Raw genomic sequence first — 21,295 nt, forward strand, 5'->3', positions numbered from 1 at the left:
GGAAGGGCTCGACGCTCACAGGCTGATCCCGACGTCGAAGAGGATGCTGCGTCCCAGGTTGCCGCGCAGAAAGTCCGGCGCCTCGGGGTGGGCGAACAGCACGCGGGCGAAGGTCGGGCCCACCAGTGACAGCGAGCGCCAGCCCTGGCGCAGGTATTCGGTGGGCGGTGGAAAATGACTGTTGAGGTCGAGCACTTCGCGCTTGAGGCTGGCGAAGGCGATGATGTCCAGTTCGCCCAGGTCCATCCCGCGTTCTTTGTAGTTGTGCGCTTTTTTGCGCAACGTCGGCGCCAGTCTCAGCAAGAATTCGTTGGCTGGAATGCGCCTGGGTTTGGCTTCGCGGCGCACCAGTTGGCTCAGGGAAAAAGCACTGCGCCGGCGTTGCAGTTCGTCGCGCCACTCGTCGTTCAGCCGTCGGCCTTCGTCGAGCACGAAGAACACCTCGAAATTCGCCTCGCGAAACAGTACGTCTGGCGGCTCCCCGGCAGGGCTGAATTCGTCAACGCGGTAGGGAATGTTCAAGCCTTGCAGCAGGCGTTGGCAGACCCAACGCTCACGCTCCCATTTGCGGGCATTGGACAAGAACGCATTGGCTTGCTCGGCCGCGATGGTCAGCAGGCGCAAATAATCTGAGTCATCCATAGGCCAAGCTTAGCGCCCAAATGTGATACAAAAAAATAAAGTCTGTCGCAGAAGAATAAAGTCTGTCGCGTTTGGGGGCGTTTTTGGCGAGTTGACGACCTGGAAATCAACGGATTCGATGCATTCCTGGTTTTCGGAACACAAGAGGGCAAAACGTTATCCTGGATCGTGATGATCCAGGAGGATGAAGATTGCACTCTATGCGACGAATTGCGACTTTGGTAGGCCGCAGAGGTCGCTGAAGTCCCTGCGAGCGGACTCGACGACAATGGGGGCGCCGCAGGCGTAGATGTGGCAATTGCGCATATCCGGAAAGTCAGCCATGACCGCCTGATGCACGTTTCCGCTACGCCCGGTCCACCGGTCCTGCGGCTCCGGAGCACTCAGCACAGGAATGAACGACAGGCCGGGCATCGCCTTCATGACCTGCTCCACCCACGTCCTCAGGTAGAGATCGGCACCACAGCGACCGCCCCAGTAGAGGTATATCGGATGTTGCGAACCGGATTCAAGCAGGGCCTCCATGATCGCCTTGATTGAACTGAACCCGGTCCCCGAGGCCATCAGAATGATCGCCGAGCCAGGTACTTCGGGTGCACCACGGTAGTAGAGTTCCCCAAAAGGGCCGGCAATGGCCAGGCAGCCAGGCTTGCCTCGGGTTTCCAGCACATTGGCGATGAACTGACTGCTCGTGACTTCCCGGACATGCACGTCGATAGTTTTTGACGTGCAGGTGCCGCTGGCAATGGAAAAACTTCGCCGTGCCCCATCGGCCAGGACCAGGTCAATGTACTGGCCTGGACGATAGGAAAAGCTGTCGGTATCCAGTGCCAGCGTGATGCCGAGGATGTCGGTGGCCAGTCGGTTGACGTCCTGAATCTGGCACGCAATGAGTCCGTTCAAGTGAGGCTCCGCTCTATGGGTTCCAGTTGGTTTATTGGCTGAGGTTTATTCGTCCAGCGCCGGATAGATAACGATCCCATGGCCTGAAGCGGCTGAACCCTGCAACGCAGACAGCACCTCCTGTACCTGGCCCGTTGTGATGCTGTGGGTGGTGATGATGATGTCAGTCAGATCGCCCTCGCCTTCGTCCTGGAATATGGCGCTGACCGAAACGTCGGCGCTGGCAAATATTGAACTGACCTCGGCCAGCACACCCACTTTGTCTTCTACCTTCATCCTGAAGTAGAAGCGGCTCTGCCTGGCGTCGGCAGCAAGGTACGGCCTGGCCTTGATCGCGTTTCGTTTGAAGCCCATGTTCGGCAGGCCCACGTAGTGGTCACCCCGTGAGCCTTGAGCAAGATCGATCAAGTCGGCAAGCACCGCACTCGCGGTCTGTACGCCACCGGCACCGGACCCGTAGAGGAAGGCTGAACCGAACAGGTCACCAGTCAGCGCGATGCCGTTCATGGAACCGTTGACATGTGCCAGCATGGACGCGTTCGGCACCAGCGTCGGGGCCACCGACACCCACACTTCATCGCCTTGCAGTTGGGTCTGGGCAATGAGTTTGAGCTGATAACCGAGTCGGGCCGCCGCCGCTATGTCGACCGCTTCAACCTCGGTGACGCCTTTGAAGTCCACCGCCGCAAAATTGACCGGCACACCAAAAGCCAGCGAACTGAGCAAGGTGATTTTGTGCGCTGCGTCTTCGCCATTCACATCGAGGGTCGGATCCGCTTCGGCGTAACCTTTCTGCTGAGCCTGGGCCAGCGCCTCGTCGAACGACGCGCCATGCTGGCTCATTTGCGACAGGATGTAGTTCGAGGTGCCGTTGAGGATGCCGATGAGCGAGGTGACCCGGTTGGCGGCCACCGACTCCTTCAGCGTTTTGATGATCGGGATAGAGACTGCCACGGCGCCTTCGAACAGTACGCACACTCCCATTCGATCGGCGAGCTCGAAGATGGCTTCACCATGATGGGCCAGCAGGGCCTTGTTGGCCGTGATGATGTGCTTCTTGTTGGCAATCGCACGCATCACCAGATCTTTGGCGATACCCGTGCCACCAATGAGCTCTATGACGACATCGATGGCGGGATCGTCGACCACCGCCCAGCAGTCCGTGACGATCTCGCAGCCTTCGGGTACATGCCCTTCGGCGCGCGCCGCGGTGCGGGTGGCGACCTTGACGATCTCCAGTTGCGCGTCGGTCTTGGACGCGATCAAGTCCCGATTCGACATGAACTTCTGTACCGTCGCCGAGGCGACGTTGCCGAATCCCAATACACCTATTTTCATGACTGACTCACTCTGTTCGAAGACTTTTTTGTTCTGCTACTCAACCACAACATCCGGGTGTTGTTGAGCAATGGATTCATTGCACGGCGTTAAGCCGCTCACGCATTTCGCCGGTCAGGGGAATATCCAGGTCGAACCCCATGCCTGGAAGCTGCCCGGTAAACCAAGTGGCGTAGGTGGTTTCAAATGCACGCTCAGCCATGAGCCGCTCCAGCTCGACGTCAACCTCAGCCTGGAACGTCGCGTCGCCCAGGCGAATCATGAAGCCGTAGGGTTCACCACCGATGCGATGTGGCAGCAATTGCACATCGGCAATCGCCGCGTTGAGCGTCAGGGCCTTGAGGATGACCTCATCAGCCACCATGGCATCGACCTGCTCATCCTGGCAAAAGCGTTCGAAAGCCGATGCGATGTTTGCACTGCCGCAGAATCGATAGTCGACATCGGCGCCAGGCCACTCCATCAGCGCTGCGTGGCTGGTCGATCCTTGTATGCCGACGACCGTCATCGGCCCCTTGGGTTTGCCGGCGCTGCTCAGCACGGCGTTCTTGACCAGAATCCGGTGCGCCGTGAAGAAGATCGGTCGGCTGAAGCGGTTACTGTTTTTCCGTTCTGGTGTGATCGTGGTGGAGCCACATTCGACGTCGATGGTGCCGTCTTCCAGCAGTGCCAGACGTGTTGAGGACGTCACTTCAACCGCACGAATTTCACAGCTGTCGATGCCATGTCGGCGGCCAATGCCGGCCATGACCTGGCGGAACAGGTCAACCGAATAGCCCAGCGGCGCGAACGAGGTTTGGGTGCAATACGAAAACGGCGGTGTGTGCCGCTGAATACCGACGCGGATCACGCCTTCTTTGCGGATTTTCTCAAGAACAGAGAGTGTCGGCATAACGCTTCCCGGTAGCGACTGAGGGTCGCTTGTTGCCTGTTTCAATACTGGGATGTCGCGCTGCAACACGCTCGCCACACGTTCTACCCACCGAATAGGGACCTACACCCGTCATACGCGCGACAGACTTTATTCTTCAATATCAAATGCGACACGCTGAAAGAGCTTTGCATTGAGTGGAGCAATGTTGGCGTCGGTGTAGACTCCTGGGCAAGGGGCTGCAATCAAGGAGTCTGCGGTGCAATTAAAGGATTTACCCTCATGATCGGCGCCGGGTTGCTGTCGCCGGAAACCCTGACCGTCGGCTGGCTGATTTACCTGCCGGTGTTGATCTGGGCGATTGCGCGTGCGCCGTGGGTGGAGCTGTTTACCGACAGTCGACGTCAGCATTTGCTGTTTGGCACCGTGTTCGCGCTGTTCATGCTCTGGCTGGTGCGACGGGACTTCGATACCGGCGTCTCCTACCACATTATCGGCATGACAGCGGTGACGTTGCTTCTGGACTGGCCGCTGGCGATTGTCGGCGGGCTGGTTGCGCAGGTGGGGCTGGTGCTGCTCGGGCGTCAGGACTTGGTCGCGATGGGGGTCAATGGCACGTTGCTGATTCTGTTACCGGTGCTGGTCACCGAATGCTGCGCGATCCTGGTGGAGCGAGCGCAACCGCGTAATCCCTTTGTGTATATTTTTTGCTCGGGCTTTTTTGCCGCCGGGCTCTCGGCGTTGCTCTGCCTGCTGGTGGGGCTGGGGTTGCTGTGGTTCGACGAGCGTTTTGCGATGCCGGAGTGGCTGGAGGATTTTGTCGGTTACCTGTGGCTGATCATTTTTCCCGAGGCGTTTATCAACGGTATGGTGATCAGCGCGTTGGTGGTGTTCTGCCCGGATTGGCTGGAAACGTTCAATCGGACCCGTTATTTGTCGGCGCCGTGGAAGGACGACGATAAGCCTTGATCCATATCAAATGCTCAAATCGCCTGCGATCCCATGCTCTGAAAAATCTTCGGGAGCAGCGGCATGAGCATTTACGAATGGGCAAGGCAGGAGTTGCGCAACAGTCTGGAATCGGCGCAGGAAGCTGGGTTTGAACCGGGTTTGACCCTGCGCGCCTTGCTCAGTGCGGTGGTGCAGCAGAGCAAGGACGTACGCAGTGTCGAGGATCTGGCCGATGAGTTGCAGTTTCTGGCGGAGAATCTCGATGACGGCCAGGACTACGGGTTCATGCGGCCCTGATGGTGGGGATCAGTGACGCGGGTCGAAGTCTTCTGAAAACAGATCATCTTCAGCGTCCGGGCTGACCGGAATCTTGTGTTCTTCCGACGCCCAGGCGCCCAGATCGATCAGTTTGCAACGGTCCGAGCAAAATGGCCGGAAGGTGCTGGCCTCGCTCCATTCAACTGGGGCGCCGCAGGTTGGACATTCGACGACAGGGGGTTGGCTCATGACTGGCCTCCACGCAAAGTAAGGTAAAAGTGATGCAGGCGTTCGACTTCGCTGTGCAGCCAGGCGAGGTCGCGGTCGTTGACCACCACATCGTCGGCATGGCTGATGCGGTCCTGACGGCTGGATTGGGCCTTGAGGATCGCCTGAACCTGCTGTTCGCTGGTCTGGTCGCGCTGCAAGGTTCGTTCAATCTGTAAGTGTTCTGGCGCATCGATCACCAGCACTCGTTGGGTCATGGCGTACTGCCCGGACTCGATCAACAGCGGCGACACCAGAATTGCATAAGGTGATTGTGCGCGTGCCAGGTGAGCGGCGATTTCCTGAGCGATCAACGGATGCAGCAACGCTTCGAGCCAGCGGCGTTCCTCGGGTACTTCAAAGATCAGTTTACGCAGTGCAGCGCGATCCAATTGGCCGTCGGCTTGCAGTACGTCGGCACCGAAGTGCTCGGCAATCTGTGCCAGCGCCGGGCGACCGGGTTCGACCACCCAGCGCGCGGCATGATCGGCATCCACCGCATGCACACCCAGATCGATGAAATGCCGGGCAGCCGCGCTTTTGCCGCTGCCGATGCCACCGGTCAGGCCGAGAATCCAGGGTTTTTCCACAGGGGTATTCATTTGAAACCGACAAACTGCCAATAGAAGTCGGTTATTTGACCACCCCAGAGCAAGGCAATCCAGCCGGCAATTGCCAGATACGGTCCGAAGGGGATCGGCGTCGAGGTTTTGGCCTCTTTCAGGCGCAGCAAAATCACTCCCCCCACGGCGCCCACCAGCGATGAAAGCAGGACCGTCAGCGGCAGAATCTGCCAACCGCCCCAGGCACCGAGCAGCGCCAGGAGCTTGAAGTCACCGTGACCGATACCTTCCTTGCCGGTCATCAGTTTGAACAGCCAATACACCGACCACAGCAGCAGGTAGCCGGCCACCGCGCCCCACATCGCCTCATGCAAGGATACGAAGAGCTCGAAGCTGTTGACGATCAACCCCAGCCACAACAACGGCAACACCAGCACATCCGGCAGCAATTGGTGGTCGGTGTCGATCAGACACATCGCCAGCAACCCCCAACTCAAGACCAGCACCCACGCCGCCTGCCAGCCGAAGCCGAAGTGCCAGGCGACAAACGCCGACAGCACGCCGCAGGCCAGTTCGGTCAAAGGGTAGCGGACGCTGATCGGCGCTTTGCAACTTGAGCATCGGCCGCGCAGTGCCAGATAACTGAACAGCGGAATATTTTCCCAGGCGCGGATTCGATGAGCACAATGCGGGCACTGCGAGTGCGGCAGTATCAGGTTGTAGGTCGGGCCCGGTGCTTCGCTCGGCAAACCCAATATGTCCTGGGCTTGTTGCTGCCAGTCGCGCTCAAGCATTTTCGGCAGGCGCCAGACCACCACGTTGAGAAAACTGCCGATCACCAGCCCGAGCACTAGCGCGGTGATAACAAACGCCAGTGGGTAACCGGCCATAAATTCACTCAAGGGCATGTTCAGATCGCTGTGCCGAGTTGGAAAATGGGCAGGTACATGGCAACCACCAGCCCGCCGACAATGACACCGAGCACCACCATGATGAACGGTTCCAACAGGCTGGTGAGGTTGTCGACCATATTGTCGACTTCAGCTTCATAGTAGGTCGCAACCTTGTCTAACATGTCGTCCAGTGTGCCGGATTCCTCGCCGATGGCGGTCATTTGAATCGCCATGTTGGGGAATACCCCGCTGGTGCGCATCGAGAAGTTCAACTGCATGCCGGTGGAGACATCTTGCTTGATGCGCAAGACCGCCCGTTTGAACACGATATTGCCCGTGGCGCCCGCTACCGAATCCAGGGCTTCGACCAAGGGCACGCCAGCGGCGAAGGTGGTCGACAGCGTGCGGGCATAACGGGCCACCGCCGATTTGTAGAGCAGTGTGCCGACTATCGGCAGTTTCAGCAGTTGAGTGTCCAGCCAGTCGCGAAAGCGTTGTGAGCGTTTGAGGGCGTGGCGAAAGCCCAGATACCCGACGATCAGGCCGCCCAGCAACAGCCACCACCATGCCTGCATGAACTCGGACAGACCTATCACCATCAGCGTGAAGGCCGGGAGTTCTGCACCAAATCCGGAAAACACCGACTGAAATTGCGGGACCACTTTGACCAGCAGAATGCCGGTGACGATGAGCGCGACAAAGACCACGGCCAGCGGATACGTCATGGCTTTTTTGATCTTGGCCTTGAGGCTTTCGCTTTTTTCCTTGTAGGTCGCAATCCGCTCCAGCAGTGTGTCGAGAGCGCCGGCCTGCTCGCCCGCGTCGACCAGATTGCAATAGAGCTCATCGAAGTACTGCGGCTTTTTACGCAGCGCGGTGGCGAAGCTGTTGCCAGCGGCGACTTCCTGTTTCACCTCGTCCACCAGCTTGCGCATGTTCGGGTTGTCGAAGCCCTCGCCGATGATGTCGAACGACTGCAGCAGCGGCACTCCGGCTTTCATCATGGTCGCCATTTGCCGGGTGAAGAGGGCAATGTCCAGCGCCTTGATACGTTTGCCGACACCGAACAGCGAAGTGGTTTTTTTCCGTACCTTGCCGGGGTTGATGCCTTGTTTGCGTAGCTGCGCCTTGATCAAGGCCGGGTTATGACCACTCAGCTCGCCGGTTATTTTGCTGCCTTTCTTGTCGGTGCCTTCCCAGGCGTAGACGCTGACCTTGATTGCTTTGACCGCCATGACTCAATCCTTGGTGACCCGGTTGATTTCTTCAAGGCTGGTGACGCCCTGCATGGCCTTGAGCAGGCCCGAGGTGCGCAGGTCGTTGAAGCCGTCCTTGCGCATCTGGGTATCGATTTCCAGAGAATTGCCTTCAGCCATGATCAGCCGTTGCAGCTGCGGGGTGTTTTTCACCACTTCATAAATACCGACTCGCCCTTTGTAACCGTTGTTGCAGTGTTCGCAACCGGCGGGTTCGTAGATCGTGAAGGAGCCGATGCGCTCCCGAGGGAAGCCTTCCTTGAACAGTGTTTCGTCGGGAATCGAGAGGGCTTTTTTGCAGTGGCTGCATAGCTTGCGAGCCAGGCGCTGGGCAATGATCAAGTGCACGGCAGTGGCGATGTTAAATCCCGGGATGCCCATGTTGTGCAGCCGGGTCAGGGTTTCAGCCGCGCTGTTGGTGTGCAGGGTGGAAAGCACCAGGTGCCCGGTTTGCGCAGCCTTGATCGCAATTTCGGCGGTTTCCAGGTCGCGGATCTCGCCGACCATGATCACGTCCGGGTCCTGGCGCAGGAACGCACGCAATGCCTGAGCGAAGTCCAGGCCCTGCTTTGGATTGACGCTGACCTGGTTGATGCCTTCCATGTTGATCTCTACCGGATCTTCAGCGGTAGAGATATTGATGTCGACGGTATTGAGGATATTCAGTCCGGTGTACAGCGACACGGTTTTCCCTGAACCCGTTGGCCCGGTAACCAGAATCAGCCCTTGAGGTTGCTTGAGCGCCGCCATGTACAGGTCTTTCTGATCGGGCTCGTAACCCAGCGCGTCGATGCCCATCTGTGCGCTGGAGGGGTCGAGAATCCGGATCACGACTTTTTCGCCCCACAACGTTGGCAGGGTGTTGACCCGAAAATCGATGGATTTGCTTTTCGACAGGCGCATCTTGAGCCGTCCGTCCTGAGGTTTGCGGCGTTCCGAGATGTCCAGGCTGGCCATCACTTTCAGGCGTGCGGCGATGCGGTTGGCCAGTTGAATCGGCGGTTTGGCGACTTCGCGCAGCATGCCGTCGGTCCGTACCCGCACCCGGTAGGTATTTTCGTAGGGTTCGAAATGCAGGTCCGAGGAACCGCCCTTGATCGCGTCCAGCAACATCTTGTTGACGAAGCGCACCACCGGGGCATCGTCGGAATCCTGGCCGGTGATGGCGTCCTGGTGCCTGTCGTCGATGGTTTCAATGTCCAGACCTTCGAGGTCGACGTCGGGCATGTCTTCCAGACCCGAACTGGGGCTGTCGAAGAATTTGTCGATGGCGTCGCTGAGCTTGTCGTCTTCGACCAGGATCGCTTCGGTGGTGAGGCCGGTGCTGAACTGGATATCGTTGATCGCCTGGTGATTGCTCGGGTCGGAAATGCCCACGAACAGTTTGTTGCCGCGCCGCCAGAGCGGCAGGACATGGTGCTGGCGAATCAGCTTTTCGCTGACCAGATCTTTGGGCTGGGAGTCTTTGTCGAGACAGTTGAGGTCGAGGAATGCCACGCCGAAATGCTCAGAGGCAACTTCCGCGACCTGGCGGCTGTTCACCAGTTTGTTTTGTACCAGATAGCTGACCAGGGAAATGCGATTGCGGTGGGCTTGCTGATCCGCCTGTTGCGCGCTTTGGTCAGTGAGCAGTTCGGCCAGCACCAATTGCTTGGCCAGACCGCTGAGGGCAATGTCATTCATTCGAATACCAGACACAGACAGTTCGAGACTTATAGCCTAGTCAACGGATGGAACCCCACCAGCGCTCTTGAGGTGACAAAAAGTGTCAGATAGTGCGGTTCCTCGGGGTTTGCGCCGGGCTATTGCCGATCCGACACCCTGTAAGCAGGGGGCGAAGGGCTTGGCATGTGCTGTGCTTTGACTGGTTCAGGACATGAGATTTCGCCTCATGCATGGAGCCTGTTCTATGAATAATCAAAAAGGTTTTACCCTCATCGAGCTGCTGATCGTGGTGGCAATCATCGGCATTCTGGCGACGTTCGCGCTGCCGATGTATTCCAAATATCAGGCGCGGGCCAAGGTGACGGCGGGGGTGGCGGAAATTTCGGCGCTGAAGGTGCCTTTTGAAGACATCATCAATCAGGGCACTGACCCGACGCTGGCGCTGATCAACGGTACGGCAACTACCGGTAACTGCACGATCACGGCATCGGGTACTGCCGCCACTGGTGTAGGCACTATTGCTTGCACGATTCTCAATGCGCCAGGGCCGGTGCTTGGCAAAACCATCACGCTCACGCGGTCAGCAACGACTGGCTGGAGCTGCGGGACCACGGTATTGCAGGACTACGCGCCCAAGGGTTGCACGGGCGTCTGATCTTGCATCGACGCATCAATGCCTCGCCTCTGCGGACGCGGGGCATTTTTTGTTCACTGTTCGGTGGTCTGACGGTGATTCGAGAACATCCCGGCAATTCTGGCTCTGAATCTTCGATAAAAACCGCAACTTGCATGTCAACAACGCTCGGGTCATGCATTTTGCATGATTCCAGGGTTTTGATTTTTTTATAACGTGTTGATTTGTATCGGGTTATTGGGTTGTCGGATGTTGGCACAGCCTTCGCACTCTCTCTATTAGCCCTGCTGAGAAGGCATGCAGCAGACTTTTTGGAAGAACAGGAGTTACTCGCATGAAAAAGTTCGCTATTGCTGCCGCAACTGCTACCGCTCTGACCCTGACTATGGCCAACGCTGCATTTGCGCAGACCACTCAAACCACTCAGTCGCCGATGGTGGTCGCTACCGGTGAAGTGACCAAGGCCGAGGAAGCTACTTCCGATACCTGGATCACCACTAAAGTGAAAAGCGATCTGTTCACCGAGAAAGGTATTCCTGGCTCCGACATCAAAGTCGAAACCAACAAGGGCGTTGTCTCGCTGTCGTCGACAGTAGCCCTTACCAAGGCTCAAAAGGACACTGCAGTGGCCATCACCAAAAAAATCAAAGGTGTCAAAGGCGTTTCGGCTGATGGCCTGATGACCCAGTAAGACTCAAGGCTTCTCGCCTGAACCGGGAGAAGGTGCGGCAGGCGGGCCGAGTCATACGCCTGCCGCCACTTTAGAGTTCATGCGACCGACTACAAGGATGTGGTCATTGCAGGCCCCGACATTCGTGTCGGGGCCTGTTTTATTTGGGTGAAGGGATCTAATGAACACCGTAGAACCAATGTGGGAGCGGGCTTGCTCGCGAAGAGGCCATAACATTCAGCATCAATGTTGAATGTTAGTCCGCCTTCGCGAGCAAGCCCGCTCCCACATTAAATCGTCGTAACTTCAGCTTCCGCGTTTGCTGGTGATCTGTACCAGGCGGTTGCCTTCAAAGCGCAGGTATTGGTACATGCCGCTGTTCGGGCCGTAGGTCCATTCTTCAACCGGAAACTCTTCCCGACGGTTGGGGCTACGTTTGTAACCCAAGGAGTCGCGTGCCACCGGCTCGCCGCATTTTTGCAGCACTTCACCGGCGCGATCGCCGACGCTGATCAACTGACTGCCGCAACGCAAGGTATCAGTCTGGGCCTGGACGTGGCTGGCGAAGAACGTCAGTGCCAGGCTGATCAGCAATCGGTTATTCATGCTTACTCCGCGTCCAGGTGCATTGGCGTGACGACCCGGCCATCGCTTTCGGCCTCACCCAGGTTAGCGTCGACGAAGTACACCCGGTCATCGGCCAGTTGGGCTTTATCGACCAGGTAGTCCTTGATACTGCTGGCGCGGTCCTGACCCAGTTGGCGCAGCAGCACGTTGTCTGAAGCCCAGAACTTGATCACACCTTCGCGCAGTTTGGCGGTGCGCTCTGCTTTGCCCAGTTGTGTCCATTCGGCCGGTGGCTGGGTTTTCAGGCGTGTGCGGTAGATGGCTTCGAGTAACGGGCCTTTTTCGCTATCCGGGACTTCCAGCAACGAGGCCTGAGCAGGGACTTTGTCGCCGCGACGCTGGAGCATTTTGTAGTAGTTGTACTGGTATTCACGTTCCAGTCGCTGTTCGGCAATCAGCGGGCCGTCGCTGCTTTGGGCGGCGGTGCCTTCGATTTCCAGGCGCAGGGCCGGACGTTCCTTGAGCGCTTTGGCCAGGGTATCGAGCGCCGACTCGGCGTTCTTGCTCAGCTCGCTTGAACCGGGGGCGAACGACACGCTGCCCAGGTCCTCGGCCCCACTGCCGTTGATCAGTCCGCCAATGAACTTGAAGGGCGCCTCGGCCGCGCGCACGATCAGGTTGCGCAGGGTCTGCCAGATGATCGGCATCACGCTGAACTGCGGGTTGTTCAGGTCACCGGTAATCGGCAACTCGATGGAGATCTTGCCATCGGAGTCCTTGAGCAGTGCGATAGCCAGTTTCAGCGGCAAGCTCACGGCGTCCGGGCTGTCGACTTTTTCGCCCAGTTGCAGTTGCTCCACAACCACTTTGTTTTCGGCTTTCAACTGGCCCTTGGTGATCTGATAGTGCAGGTCGAGATTGAGCCGGCCCTTGCGGATCCGGTAGCCGGCAAACTTGCCGGAGTAGGGGGTCAGGGTGGTCAGTTCGACCCGTTTGAAACTGGTGGCGATATCCAGCGAGGCCATCGGGTCGAACGGGGTGACGCTGCCCTTGATGGTCACCGGGGCGTAGCGATCGACCTTGCCCTTGATGTCGACGGCGGCGGGTTTGACCTGGCGGCTGTCGATGGTGCCGATCTGGCCGTTGAGCTGTTGAATGGCGGTGGCGAAGTTCGGTGTCAGGCTGAAGTCGGCGAAGTTCGCCGAGCCGTCGTTGATGGCAATACCACCGATGTGGATGCCCAGTGGCTTGTCCTTGCTCGCGGCAGGTTTTGCGGCGACGGTTTTGCTACCGCTGTCGGCCGATTGCGGTATCAGCAGGTCATTGATGTTGGTGGTGCGGTCATCATTGATCATGAAGCGCACATACGGCTGAAACAGGTTGACCTTGTCGATCGACAGGCTGTCGCCATGTTGGTAGTTCAGGCCTTCGACCACCACTTGCTGCCACTTGAGGAAGTCGCGGGTTTTCAGGGTGTCGAGGGTGTGCAGTTGATCGACCTGGGCCCTGCCGGTGACGCTGAATGCCAGTGGGTCAGTGCTTTTCAGGTCAACCGCCAGGTCGCTGCCGAGCATCCCGGAACGCAGCTCCAGACGAATGAACGGGTTGATGTAGGACTGGGCGACACGCAGGTCGATGTCTTTGGTCTGGACCTTGAGTTTGGCGCTGATCGGCGCGAGGTTGACCTCACCGTCCGCGAGAATCTTGCCCTGCTTGCCCAGGCCGGTATCGACTTTGAGGGAGAACGGCGAGCCATTGAGGCTATCGAAATTCTTCACGTCGATGTTCAGCGGGCCGAGCTCCAGTGCCACCGCCGGTTGTGCCTGACGGTCGGTCAGGTGCACTTGATAGTTGCGCAGCTCTACATCCTTGAGCAGCACTTGCCAGGGTTTGCTCGGTGCGGCGGGATCGGGTTTTGGTTGCGGCGAGTCTGCGGCAGCCGGGGCCTTGGTTGACTCGGGTTTTGTGGCGGGTTTGGCCGGTTGGCTGGCGAAGAGTTTCTGCCAGTCGAGTTGGCCATCGGCTTCGCGGGCGACCCAGGTTTCGAGTTTCTGGCTGCGGATCTTGCCGACGATCACTTGTTGCTTGGCCAGATCGACCGTGGTCTCGCTGACGTCCAGGCGCTCAAGGCGCACCAGTGGCCGGCCATCCGGGGCCTTGATGGCGAACGGTGCGATGCTCACCGAAGCGTTGTTCAGCAGCAGTTCGGTTCCCTTGTCCAGGTTGAACTTGTAATCGGTGCTCAGGTTCAGGGTGCCGTCTTCAAGAACCAGCGGCAACGCGTCACGCACGTAAGGCCACCAGGACTTCATCTTGCCGTCGGTCACTTTCAACGTGCCTTCGGAAGTGATGGGCACCAGGCTGATGTGGCCGGTCCAGTCAATCTGACCTCCGGCCGGGCCAGCAGCGACCAGGGTCATGGCGGCGTTGTCGTCGGGCAGGGTACTGAGGTTTTTCAGTTCGAAGTCGAGCTTGTCGTAGAGGAATTCGATCGGCTCGCTCGGGCGCAGATCCTGGAAGTGCACGTAACCACCGGCCAGATTGATCCGGTCGATGCGCAGCGGGAAAGGTTTGGCGTTCGGGTCAGCGGGCGTCGGTTCGCTCGCCGGCAACTTGAACAGCTGCGTGAGGTTCAGGCTGCCGTCCTTGTTGAACAGAATCTCGGTTTTCGGCTTGTCCAGCTCTATGTCGGTCAGGTGCAGTGCGCGGGTCCACAGGCTGTCGATTTGCAGGTTGGCGTACAGGCGCTCGAAGGCGATCTGCTCTTTGCCCGGCTCACCGATATTCAGACCCCACACCGTCAGTTCAAGACTGAAGGGATTGAGTTCAATCCGTTGAACGTGCGCCGGCACCGTCGCGTAGTTGGCCAATTGTTGATTGGCGACCCGCAAGGCGATGCCCGGCAAAATCAGAAACCCCAACAAGCTATAAAGGGCGACAGCGGTCAACAAGGCGCCGATGGCGCGAATCAATCCTTTGGGCATGTGTGGCTTCATCTATCTGGATCGGGAGTGCCTTGGAGTATGGCACGCGATTAAGGTTGCGAAGCAATCACCTTGAACAGCAAATTTCTGGTTTTTTCGCGAGAGGTCAGAGTTGCAGGATCAGGATTTTCAGAGGCGGCTGCTGATCCATCGACGGAAAATCGCTGCCGGGTGTCAGCACTTTCCAGTCACGCACCGGGCGTCCGGCTTTTTCTGCGCAGCGCAGCACTTGCTCACGCCAGTCGTCCATGCTGACTTTTGCCAGGTTGTTGCAGCAGATCAGCACGCCATCGTCGGCGGTGGTCAGCAGCGCCGGTTTGAGCAGGCTTTGATAGTCGCGCAGCAGATCGACGGTGCCGAATGCACTCTTCGCCCAGGCCGGCGGATCGAGCAGGACCAGGTCATATTGACGTTGTTCCAGGCGCGGATAACTTGGCAGCTTCTGCCCCCGGCGCTGGCTGATCGGCAGGCCGGCGAGTTGGCGGATGGCCGGGAAGTAATCGGACTGTACGAACTGCATTGTCGGCAGTTGCGGGTTGAGCAAGCCGTTCTCACGGCCGACGGCCAGGTTGCCCTCGGCGAAATCCAGATTGCACACCTCGCGTGCCCCGCCGGCCGCTGCGCTAAGGCCGACGCCACAGGTGTAGGCGAACAGGTTCAGCACGCTTTTGCCGGCGCTGTGGTCCTTGACCCAGCCGCGAGCGTTGCGCAGGTCTAGAAACAGCAGAGGGTCTTGTCCGGCGTGGCGACCACGGACCCGGTAGTTCAGGCCCCATTCGTGGCCGACCATGTCTGCAAGCGCGGCTTCTTCGGCGCGGTAAACGGTGTCTTCGCGATCAATGCGCGAGTTACCCCGTGAGCGGTCGTTGTAGACCAGCAGGGTGTCGAGGTTGAGGCGCTGATTGATGGTTGCGTGCAACGCGAGCAAGTCATCGCGTTCCAGCGACTGGTGAAAGCTTTGGACCAGCAGTTGCGGGCCGTAACGGTCGATGGTCAGGCCGCCGGCACCTTCCTGGCTGCCATGGAACAGCCGATAGCAGTCGGTGCCTTGCTGGTGCAGCGTCGCGAGCAAGTCTTGGCGATGATCGAGGGCGGCGCGCAGCGCCTGATTCAAGGAAGACATGCAAAGCGCCTTGCTGGGGAATTTGGCGCGGGAGTTTAACAGCTTGGCGCGTGACCGAGGTGCTGCCTTCGCGAGCAAGCCCGCTCCCACACTGGATTTGTGTCGTTTATCAATCCAGTGTGGGAGCGGGCTTGCTCGCGAAGCTTTTTAGCTTTTCTCAGCTCGGCAGGCCCATACGACGCTTCGCGCGCTGCATCGAACCATTGCGCACTGCCCAGCGCAGCATTGGTGCACTGCGATTGACGCTGGCGCGAATCAGTTTGCGTTGCAGTGGATTCTGGCGGACACCGAGCATATCACTGGCCCAGTCGGGCAGCAGGTCAATACCCGCTTGCATCATCAGCCCACCGAAGGGCCTGGCCAGACGGCTGGGTGACGGTGCAGCGAGGAGCAACCGCAGCACTTCGCGGCTGCGTTCATCGCAGAGCAGTTGGGGGCGAATTCGCTCAAGGTACTCGGCGACTTCCCGCCGTGAGCGCGGAACATCACGAGCGCCCAGACGCTCGGCGACCAAGGCGATCTCGTCGTAGTAACGGTCCTGATCAGCGGGTGAAAAATTCGGGTTGCGGTAGCGTAAATGGGCGGCGAGGAAGTTGCTGACTTCGGCCACATGCACCCAGGTCAGCAGGTCCGGATCGCTGGCGGCGTAAGGACGGCCGTCGGGCGCGGTGCCGACCACTTGCAGGTGAATGGTGCGCACTTTTTCGATCAGCCAGTCGGCGTCCTGGCGTGAGCCGAAGGTCGTGCCGGAAATGAACTGCCCGGTGCGGCGCAGTCGACCGAGCATGTCTTTACGGAAGTTCGAGTGGTCCCAGACTCCGGCCAGTGCCAGCGGGTGCAAGGCTTGCAGCATCAAGGCGCTGATGCCGCCGATGAGCATGCTGCTGAAGTCGCCATGCACTTGCCAGCTCACCGAGTCGGGGCCGAAGAGCCCGGGATCGCCCTTGGGGTTTTCCAGGTCGAGCTTGCCCAGCGACAGGCCGGACAGGCTCATGATCTGGGTTTCGATACGGCTACGGATGAATTCCATGACAACTCGGTGGCAACAACATTAAAGGGTGCGCGGCCAGCAGCCGCGCCTGGGGGATTAAATCATTGGATTATTGGTTCAGGCGCTTGTCGATCAGTCCTGCGACCACACTGGGGTCGGCCAGGGTCGAGGTGTCACCGAGGCTGTCGAGCTCATTGCAGGCGATCTTGCGCAGGATACGTCGCATGATCTTGCCCGAACGGGTTTTCGGCAAGGCCGGCGCCCATTGGATCAGATCGGGTTTGGCGAAACTGCCGATTTCCTTGCTGACGTGGGCCAGCAGTTCTTTCTTCAACGCGTCGCTGGGTTCGATGCCGTTCATCGGCGTGACAAAGGCGTAGATGCCCTGACCCTTGAGGTCGTGGGGGTAACCAACCACTGCGGCCTCGGCAATGTTGTCATGCAGCACCAGCGCGCTTTCGACTTCGGCGGTGCCGATGCGGTGTCCGGAGACGTTGATAACATCATCGATGCGTCCGGTGATCCAGTAGTCGCCATCCTCATCGCGTCGCGCGCCGTCACCGGTGAAGTAGTAGCCGGGATAGGGTTTGAAATAGGTGTCGACCATCCGTTGCGGGTCGCCGTAGACGCTGCGAATTTGCCCTGGCCAGCTTGATTTTATGGCAAGCACGCCACTGCCGGCGCCGCTGATTTCCTTACCGTGCTCATCGAGCAATACCGGTTGCACGCCGAACATTGGTTGGGTCGCGCAGCCGGGTTTGATCCGTTGCGCGCTGACCAGCGGGCTGAGCATGATGCCGCCGGTTTCGGTCTGCCACCAAGTGTCGACGATCGGGCAGCGCTGCTCGCCGACCGCGTTGAAATACCAGTCCCAGGCTTCCGGGTTGATCGGTTCGCCGACGCTGCCCAGCAGCCGCAAACTGACGCGTGAGCTGTCTTTCAAGGGTTCCAGGCCTTCGCGCATCAAGGCTCGCAGGGCGGTTGGCGCGGTGTAGAAAATGTTCACCTGATGCTTGTCGATGACCTGCCAGAACCGCGAGCTGTTCGGGTAGCTCGGCACGCCTTCGAAGATCAATGTGGTCGCGCCATTGGCCAGCGGCCCGTAGACGATGTAGCTGTGGCCGGTGACCCAGCCGACGTCGGCGGTGCACCAGAATACTTCGCCGTCGCGGTAATCGAACACGTACTTGAAGGTCATCGCCGCTTGCAGCAGGTAGCCGCCGGTGGTGTGCAGCACGCCTTTGGGTTTACCGGTGCTGCCGGAGGTGTAAAGGATGAACAGCGGGTCTTCGGCGCCCATCGGTTCTGGCGGGCAGTCGTCGCTGACGTCGCGAAGTGCCTGGTGATACCAGAGGTCGCGGCCCTCGACCCAATTGACCTCACCCTGAGTGTGTTCGACCACCACGACGGTGCTGACGGCCGGGCAACTGAGCAGGGCTTTGTCGACGTTCTGTTTGAGCGGTACGTATTTACCTCCACGTACCCCTTCGTCGGCGGTAATCACGGTGCGGCAGTCCGCGTCGAGGATCCGGTCACGCAGGGAATCGGGGGAGAACCCGCCAAAGACCACCGAGTGCACGGCGCCGATGCGCGCGCAGGCGAGCATCGCGTAGGCGGCTTCAGGGATCATTGGCATATAGATGCACACCCGGTCGCCTTTTTTTACACCACGGCTTTTCAGCACGTTGGCCAGGCGGCAGACGGAGTGATGGAGTTTCTGGTAGGTGATGTGCAGCGATTCGGCCGGGTCGTCGCCTTCCCAGATGATTGCGGTCTGCTCGCCGCGTTGGGCGAGGTGGCGATCGATGCAGTTATAGCTGACGTTCAGCTGGCCGCCGGCAAACCACTGTGCCGTGCCGGTTTTGATATTTGATTGCTGGACGCTTTGCCAGGGTGTCGACCAGTCGAGAAAGCGCTTGGCCTGTTCGGCCCAGAAGATGTCGGGTTGCTCGATGGATTGGCGGTACAGGCGCAGGTAGTCGTCTTGACTCAATTGTGCAGCCCGGCGGACGGCATCGGCTTTGGGGAACGTGCTGATATCGAACATGACGGTTCCTTATTCTTGTATTGCGACAAGTGATAAAGATGCGCCGAGTAGGGGGAGGGTTCAAGTCGTACAGGGGACCAATGTGGGAGCGAGCTTGCTCGCGATAGCGGTCTGACAGTCGACATTTTCCTCGAATATCAAACCGTCATCGCGAGCAAGCCCGCTCCCACAGGGTCGGTGTTGACCTGTGGGGGCGAGTTTTAGATCACCCGCGGTGACGACCGCGGAAGTAGTTGATCAGGCCCTGGGTTGAAGCGTCTTCGGCCGGAGTTTCTTCGCTGCCGACCAGGCGGCTGTAGACGCCTTTGCCCAGCTCCTTACCCAGCTCCACGCCCCATTGATCGAAGGCGTTGATGCCCCAGATCACGCTCTGCACGAACACCTTGTGTTCGTACATCGCGACCAGCGCGCCAAGACGACGCGGGCTGATGCGCTCGACCACCAGGGTGTTGCTCGGACGGTTGCCCGGGATCACCTTGTGCGGCGCGAGTTTTTGCACCTGGTCTTCGGCCATGCCTTTTTCACGCAGCTCGACTTCCGCCTCGGTGCGGGTCTTGCCGAGCATCAGCGCCTGGCTTTGCGACAGGCAGTTGGCGTACAGCCACTGGTGGTGGTCAGCAACCGGGTTGAAGCTGACGATCGGCACAATGAAGTCTGCCGGAATCAGCTGGGTGCCCTGGTGCAGCAACTGGTGATAGGCGTGTTGACCGTTGCAACCGACGCCGCCCCAGATGACCGGACCGGTATCGGTGGAAACCGGCGTGCCGTCCTGACGTACGCTCTTGCCGTTGGATTCCATGTCCAGTTGCTGCAAGTGCTTGGTGATGTTGCGCAGGTAGTGGTCGTACGGCAGGATCGCGTGGCTTTGCGCGCCCCAGAAGTTGCCGTACCAGACACCCAGCAGTGCCAGCAGCACCGGCATGTTCTGTTCGAATGGCGCGCTCTGGAAGTGCTGGTCCATGGTGTAGGCACCGGACAGCAGCTCCTTGAAGTTCGACATGCCGATGGCCAGGGCAATCGGCAAACCGATGGCCGACCACAGCGAATAGCGCCCGCCAACCCAGTCCCACATCGGGAAGATGTTCTCTTCGCGAATACCGAAAGCCACGGCCGCTGCGTTGTTGCTCGAAACGGCGATGAAGTGGCGATACAGCTCGGCTTCGGAACCACCCTGGGCCAGGTACCAGGCGCGCGCGGCCTGGGCGTTTTTCAGGGTTTCGAGGGTGTTGAAGGATTTCGAGGAAACGATGAACAGTGTGGTTTCTGCACGAATCTTTGCCGACAGCTCGTGGAATTCGCTGCCGTCGATGTTCGCCAGGTAATGGCAGCGCACGCCTTTCTGGGCGTAGGACAACAGCGCTTCGGACACCAGCTCAGGGCCGAGGAACGAACCACCGATGCCAATGTTCACCACGTCGGTGATCGGCTTCTCGGTGTAACCACGCCACAGGCCGTCGTGAATGCGCCCGACCAGCTCGGTGATCTGGTTCAGCACCTTGTGCACGTCAGGCATGACGTTGACGCCATTGACCGATAGCTTGTCGCCCACCGGGCGGCGCAGGGCCGTATGCAAGGCAGGACGGCCTTCGGAGGCGTTGACGATTTCGCCGCTGAACAACGCCTTGATCGCGTCCTGCAAGCCGACTTCGTTCGCCAGACCCACCAGCAGATTGCGGGTTTCGGTGGTGATCAGGTTTTTCGAGTAATCCAGAAACAGCCCGCAGCTGCTCAGGGTGAATTGGGTGAAACGCTGCGGGTCGGCATTGAACGCTTCGCGCATGCTGAAATCCTGCATGGCTTGGCGGTGATCATTCAGCGCCTGCCAGGCTGGCAGAGCGGTAACGTCTTGAGGAGTGCGGTAGTACGCCATCGCTGCGGGTTTCCTTTTACTTGAACTGCCTTTAGGACACTGAAAAACCCGGAATGTCCTGTTCGATGACAGGCACTCTCCGGTCGAACTGCGAGTAAACGATTAAATAGCGCAGGGCGATTACAGTAAACCTCGCGGTGTGATCTGTCTTGGCTTTGTCTGACCTGTGGCCGGTACTATTTTGTACCGGCGCAGAGGTAGCCGGGCAGGCGGGTTTTCAGTGCACAGAGTACGGGGGAAAGCTCAGGCGACCTGAACCGGGATGGCATTGCTGGTGTGGCTCAGCTCGTTGCCGGGCGCCATGTAGAGCATGCGTGGTTTGAAATTGAGCAGTTCGGCTTCGCTGTAATGAGCGTAAGCGCAGATGATCACCCGATCACCGACCTTGGCCTTGTGTGCGGCGGCGCCGTTGACCGAGATCATGCGCGAGCCTTCTTCGCCACGGATCGCGTAGGTGGTGAAGCGTTCGCCGTTGTCGACGTTGTAGATCTGGATCTGTTCGTACTCACGGATTCCGGACAAGTCCAGCCATTCGCCGTCGATGGCGCAAGAGCCTTCATAGTCGAGCACTGCGTGGGTAACTTCGGCGCGATGCAGCTTGGCCTTGAGCATGATGGCGTGCATGAATGTTTCCTTGGGCTGATCCGAACCGCGGCAGTTTGCCCGAAGCTTTTGAGGTCGGCAATACGACGTGAGAAACCGACTGCAATCTACAAAACCAACATTGATCCACTGTGGGAGCGGGCTTGCTCGCGAAGCTGACGACTCGGTGCATCTGATACACCGCGTCATCGTTCTTCGC

General features: G+C 58.9%; 20 protein-coding genes. 4 read left to right on the forward strand and 16 right to left on the reverse strand.

Annotated elements, in window-relative coordinates; genetic code table 11:
- Positions 1-15: 15 nt before the first annotated feature.
- The 4 genes from ACIPIN_RS22225 to ACIPIN_RS22240 form a co-directional block, all read right to left on the reverse strand.
- Complete coding sequence (locus tag ACIPIN_RS22225) at positions 16-642, reverse strand: DUF1780 domain-containing protein (RefSeq protein WP_071553268.1); 627 nt, start codon at positions 640-642, stop codon at positions 16-18.
- Between the two features lie 198 nt (positions 643-840).
- Positions 841-1,545 (reverse strand): FAD-binding oxidoreductase, encoded by a 705-nt coding sequence (locus tag ACIPIN_RS22230; protein ID WP_401122136.1) that lies wholly within the window; start codon positions 1,543-1,545, stop codon positions 841-843.
- Positions 1,546-1,590: 45 nt separating this feature from the next.
- The gene (locus ACIPIN_RS22235) at positions 1,591-2,883 is read right to left on the reverse strand and encodes a homoserine dehydrogenase (RefSeq protein WP_401122139.1); all 1,293 of its coding nucleotides are present in this window, start codon (positions 2,881-2,883) and stop codon (positions 1,591-1,593) included.
- 76 nt (positions 2,884-2,959) lie between these two features.
- A complete protein-coding gene (locus tag ACIPIN_RS22240; protein ID WP_401122141.1) occupies positions 2,960-3,775 on the reverse strand; it encodes a transporter substrate-binding domain-containing protein in 816 nt (271 codons plus the stop codon).
- A gap of 261 nt (positions 3,776-4,036) precedes the next feature.
- Here ACIPIN_RS22240 and ACIPIN_RS22245 point away from each other — a divergent pair, with 261 nt between their 5' ends.
- Both ACIPIN_RS22245 and ACIPIN_RS22250 read left to right on the forward strand, forming a co-directional pair.
- A complete protein-coding gene (locus tag ACIPIN_RS22245; RefSeq protein WP_401122143.1) occupies positions 4,037-4,723 on the forward strand; it encodes an energy-coupling factor ABC transporter permease in 687 nt (228 codons plus the stop codon).
- 63 nt (positions 4,724-4,786) lie between these two features.
- Positions 4,787-5,002 carry a hypothetical protein gene (locus ACIPIN_RS22250; protein WP_401122145.1) on the forward strand — a complete coding sequence of 72 codons (216 nt, stop codon included), beginning with the start codon at positions 4,787-4,789 and terminating at the stop codon, positions 5,000-5,002.
- Between the two features lie 9 nt (positions 5,003-5,011).
- Here ACIPIN_RS22250 and yacG read toward each other — a convergent pair whose 3' ends face one another.
- The 5 genes from yacG to pilB are packed head-to-tail and all read right to left on the reverse strand — an operon-like array spanning position 5,012 to position 9,625.
- Positions 5,012-5,212 (reverse strand): DNA gyrase inhibitor YacG, encoded by a 201-nt coding sequence (yacG, locus tag ACIPIN_RS22255; protein WP_401122148.1) that lies wholly within the window; start codon positions 5,210-5,212, stop codon positions 5,012-5,014.
- Positions 5,209-5,832, reverse strand: a complete 624-nt coding sequence (gene coaE / locus ACIPIN_RS22260) for a dephospho-CoA kinase (protein ID WP_401122150.1) — start codon at positions 5,830-5,832, stop codon at positions 5,209-5,211. The genes yacG and coaE overlap by 4 nt, the downstream gene beginning before the upstream one ends.
- A complete protein-coding gene (locus ACIPIN_RS22265; RefSeq protein ID WP_401122152.1) occupies positions 5,829-6,701 on the reverse strand; it encodes a prepilin peptidase in 873 nt (290 codons plus the stop codon). Before ACIPIN_RS22265 ends, coaE begins: the two co-directional genes overlap by 4 nt.
- Positions 6,702-6,703: 2 nt before the next feature.
- Positions 6,704-7,921 carry a type II secretion system F family protein gene (locus ACIPIN_RS22270; protein WP_401122155.1) on the reverse strand — a complete coding sequence of 406 codons (1,218 nt, stop codon included), beginning with the start codon at positions 7,919-7,921 and terminating at the stop codon, positions 6,704-6,706.
- A gap of 3 nt (positions 7,922-7,924) precedes the next feature.
- Entirely contained in the window at positions 7,925-9,625 is a 1,701-nt protein-coding gene (pilB, locus tag ACIPIN_RS22275) for a type IV-A pilus assembly ATPase PilB (protein WP_401122157.1), read from the reverse strand.
- A gap of 226 nt (positions 9,626-9,851) precedes the next feature.
- On the opposite strand from pilB, the gene ACIPIN_RS22280 reads away from it, so the two are divergent.
- Positions 9,852-10,262 (forward strand): pilin, encoded by a 411-nt coding sequence (locus tag ACIPIN_RS22280; RefSeq protein ID WP_401122159.1) that lies wholly within the window; start codon positions 9,852-9,854, stop codon positions 10,260-10,262.
- A gap of 313 nt (positions 10,263-10,575) precedes the next feature.
- Positions 10,576-10,932: a BON domain-containing protein gene (locus ACIPIN_RS22285; protein ID WP_401122162.1), complete on the forward strand. Its 357-nt coding sequence runs from the start codon at positions 10,576-10,578 to the stop codon at positions 10,930-10,932.
- 285 nt (positions 10,933-11,217) lie between these two features.
- Here the strand turns inward: ACIPIN_RS22285 and ACIPIN_RS22290 are convergent, their stop codons facing one another.
- The 7 genes from ACIPIN_RS22290 to panD form a co-directional block, all read right to left on the reverse strand.
- Positions 11,218-11,517, reverse strand: a complete 300-nt coding sequence (locus ACIPIN_RS22290; protein WP_401122165.1) for a DUF2845 domain-containing protein — start codon at positions 11,515-11,517, stop codon at positions 11,218-11,220.
- Positions 11,518-11,519: 2 nt separating this feature from the next.
- Positions 11,520-14,474, reverse strand: a complete 2,955-nt coding sequence (locus ACIPIN_RS22295; protein WP_401122168.1) for a DUF748 domain-containing protein — start codon at positions 14,472-14,474, stop codon at positions 11,520-11,522.
- 94 nt (positions 14,475-14,568) lie between these two features.
- Positions 14,569-15,585 (reverse strand): class I SAM-dependent rRNA methyltransferase, encoded by a 1,017-nt coding sequence (locus ACIPIN_RS22300; RefSeq protein WP_401122171.1) that lies wholly within the window; start codon positions 15,583-15,585, stop codon positions 14,569-14,571.
- 157 nt (positions 15,586-15,742) lie between these two features.
- The gene (locus ACIPIN_RS22305; RefSeq protein ID WP_401122173.1) at positions 15,743-16,615 is read right to left on the reverse strand and encodes an oxygenase MpaB family protein; all 873 of its coding nucleotides are present in this window, start codon (positions 16,613-16,615) and stop codon (positions 15,743-15,745) included.
- A gap of 70 nt (positions 16,616-16,685) precedes the next feature.
- On the reverse strand, positions 16,686-18,623 hold the full coding sequence (gene acs, locus ACIPIN_RS22310) for an acetate--CoA ligase (protein ID WP_401122176.1): 1,938 nt from the start codon (positions 18,621-18,623) through the stop codon (positions 16,686-16,688).
- Positions 18,624-18,828: 205 nt separating this feature from the next.
- On the reverse strand, positions 18,829-20,493 hold the full coding sequence (pgi, locus tag ACIPIN_RS22315; protein WP_401122179.1) for a glucose-6-phosphate isomerase: 1,665 nt from the start codon (positions 20,491-20,493) through the stop codon (positions 18,829-18,831).
- Positions 20,494-20,736: 243 nt separating this feature from the next.
- On the reverse strand, positions 20,737-21,117 hold the full coding sequence (panD, locus tag ACIPIN_RS22320; protein ID WP_003228271.1) for an aspartate 1-decarboxylase: 381 nt from the start codon (positions 21,115-21,117) through the stop codon (positions 20,737-20,739).
- Between the last annotated feature and the right edge of the window lie 178 nt (positions 21,118-21,295).

This window comes from Pseudomonas sp. NPDC087697 (genome assembly GCF_044743155.1).
GTDB lineage: Bacteria > Pseudomonadota > Gammaproteobacteria > Pseudomonadales > Pseudomonadaceae > Aquipseudomonas.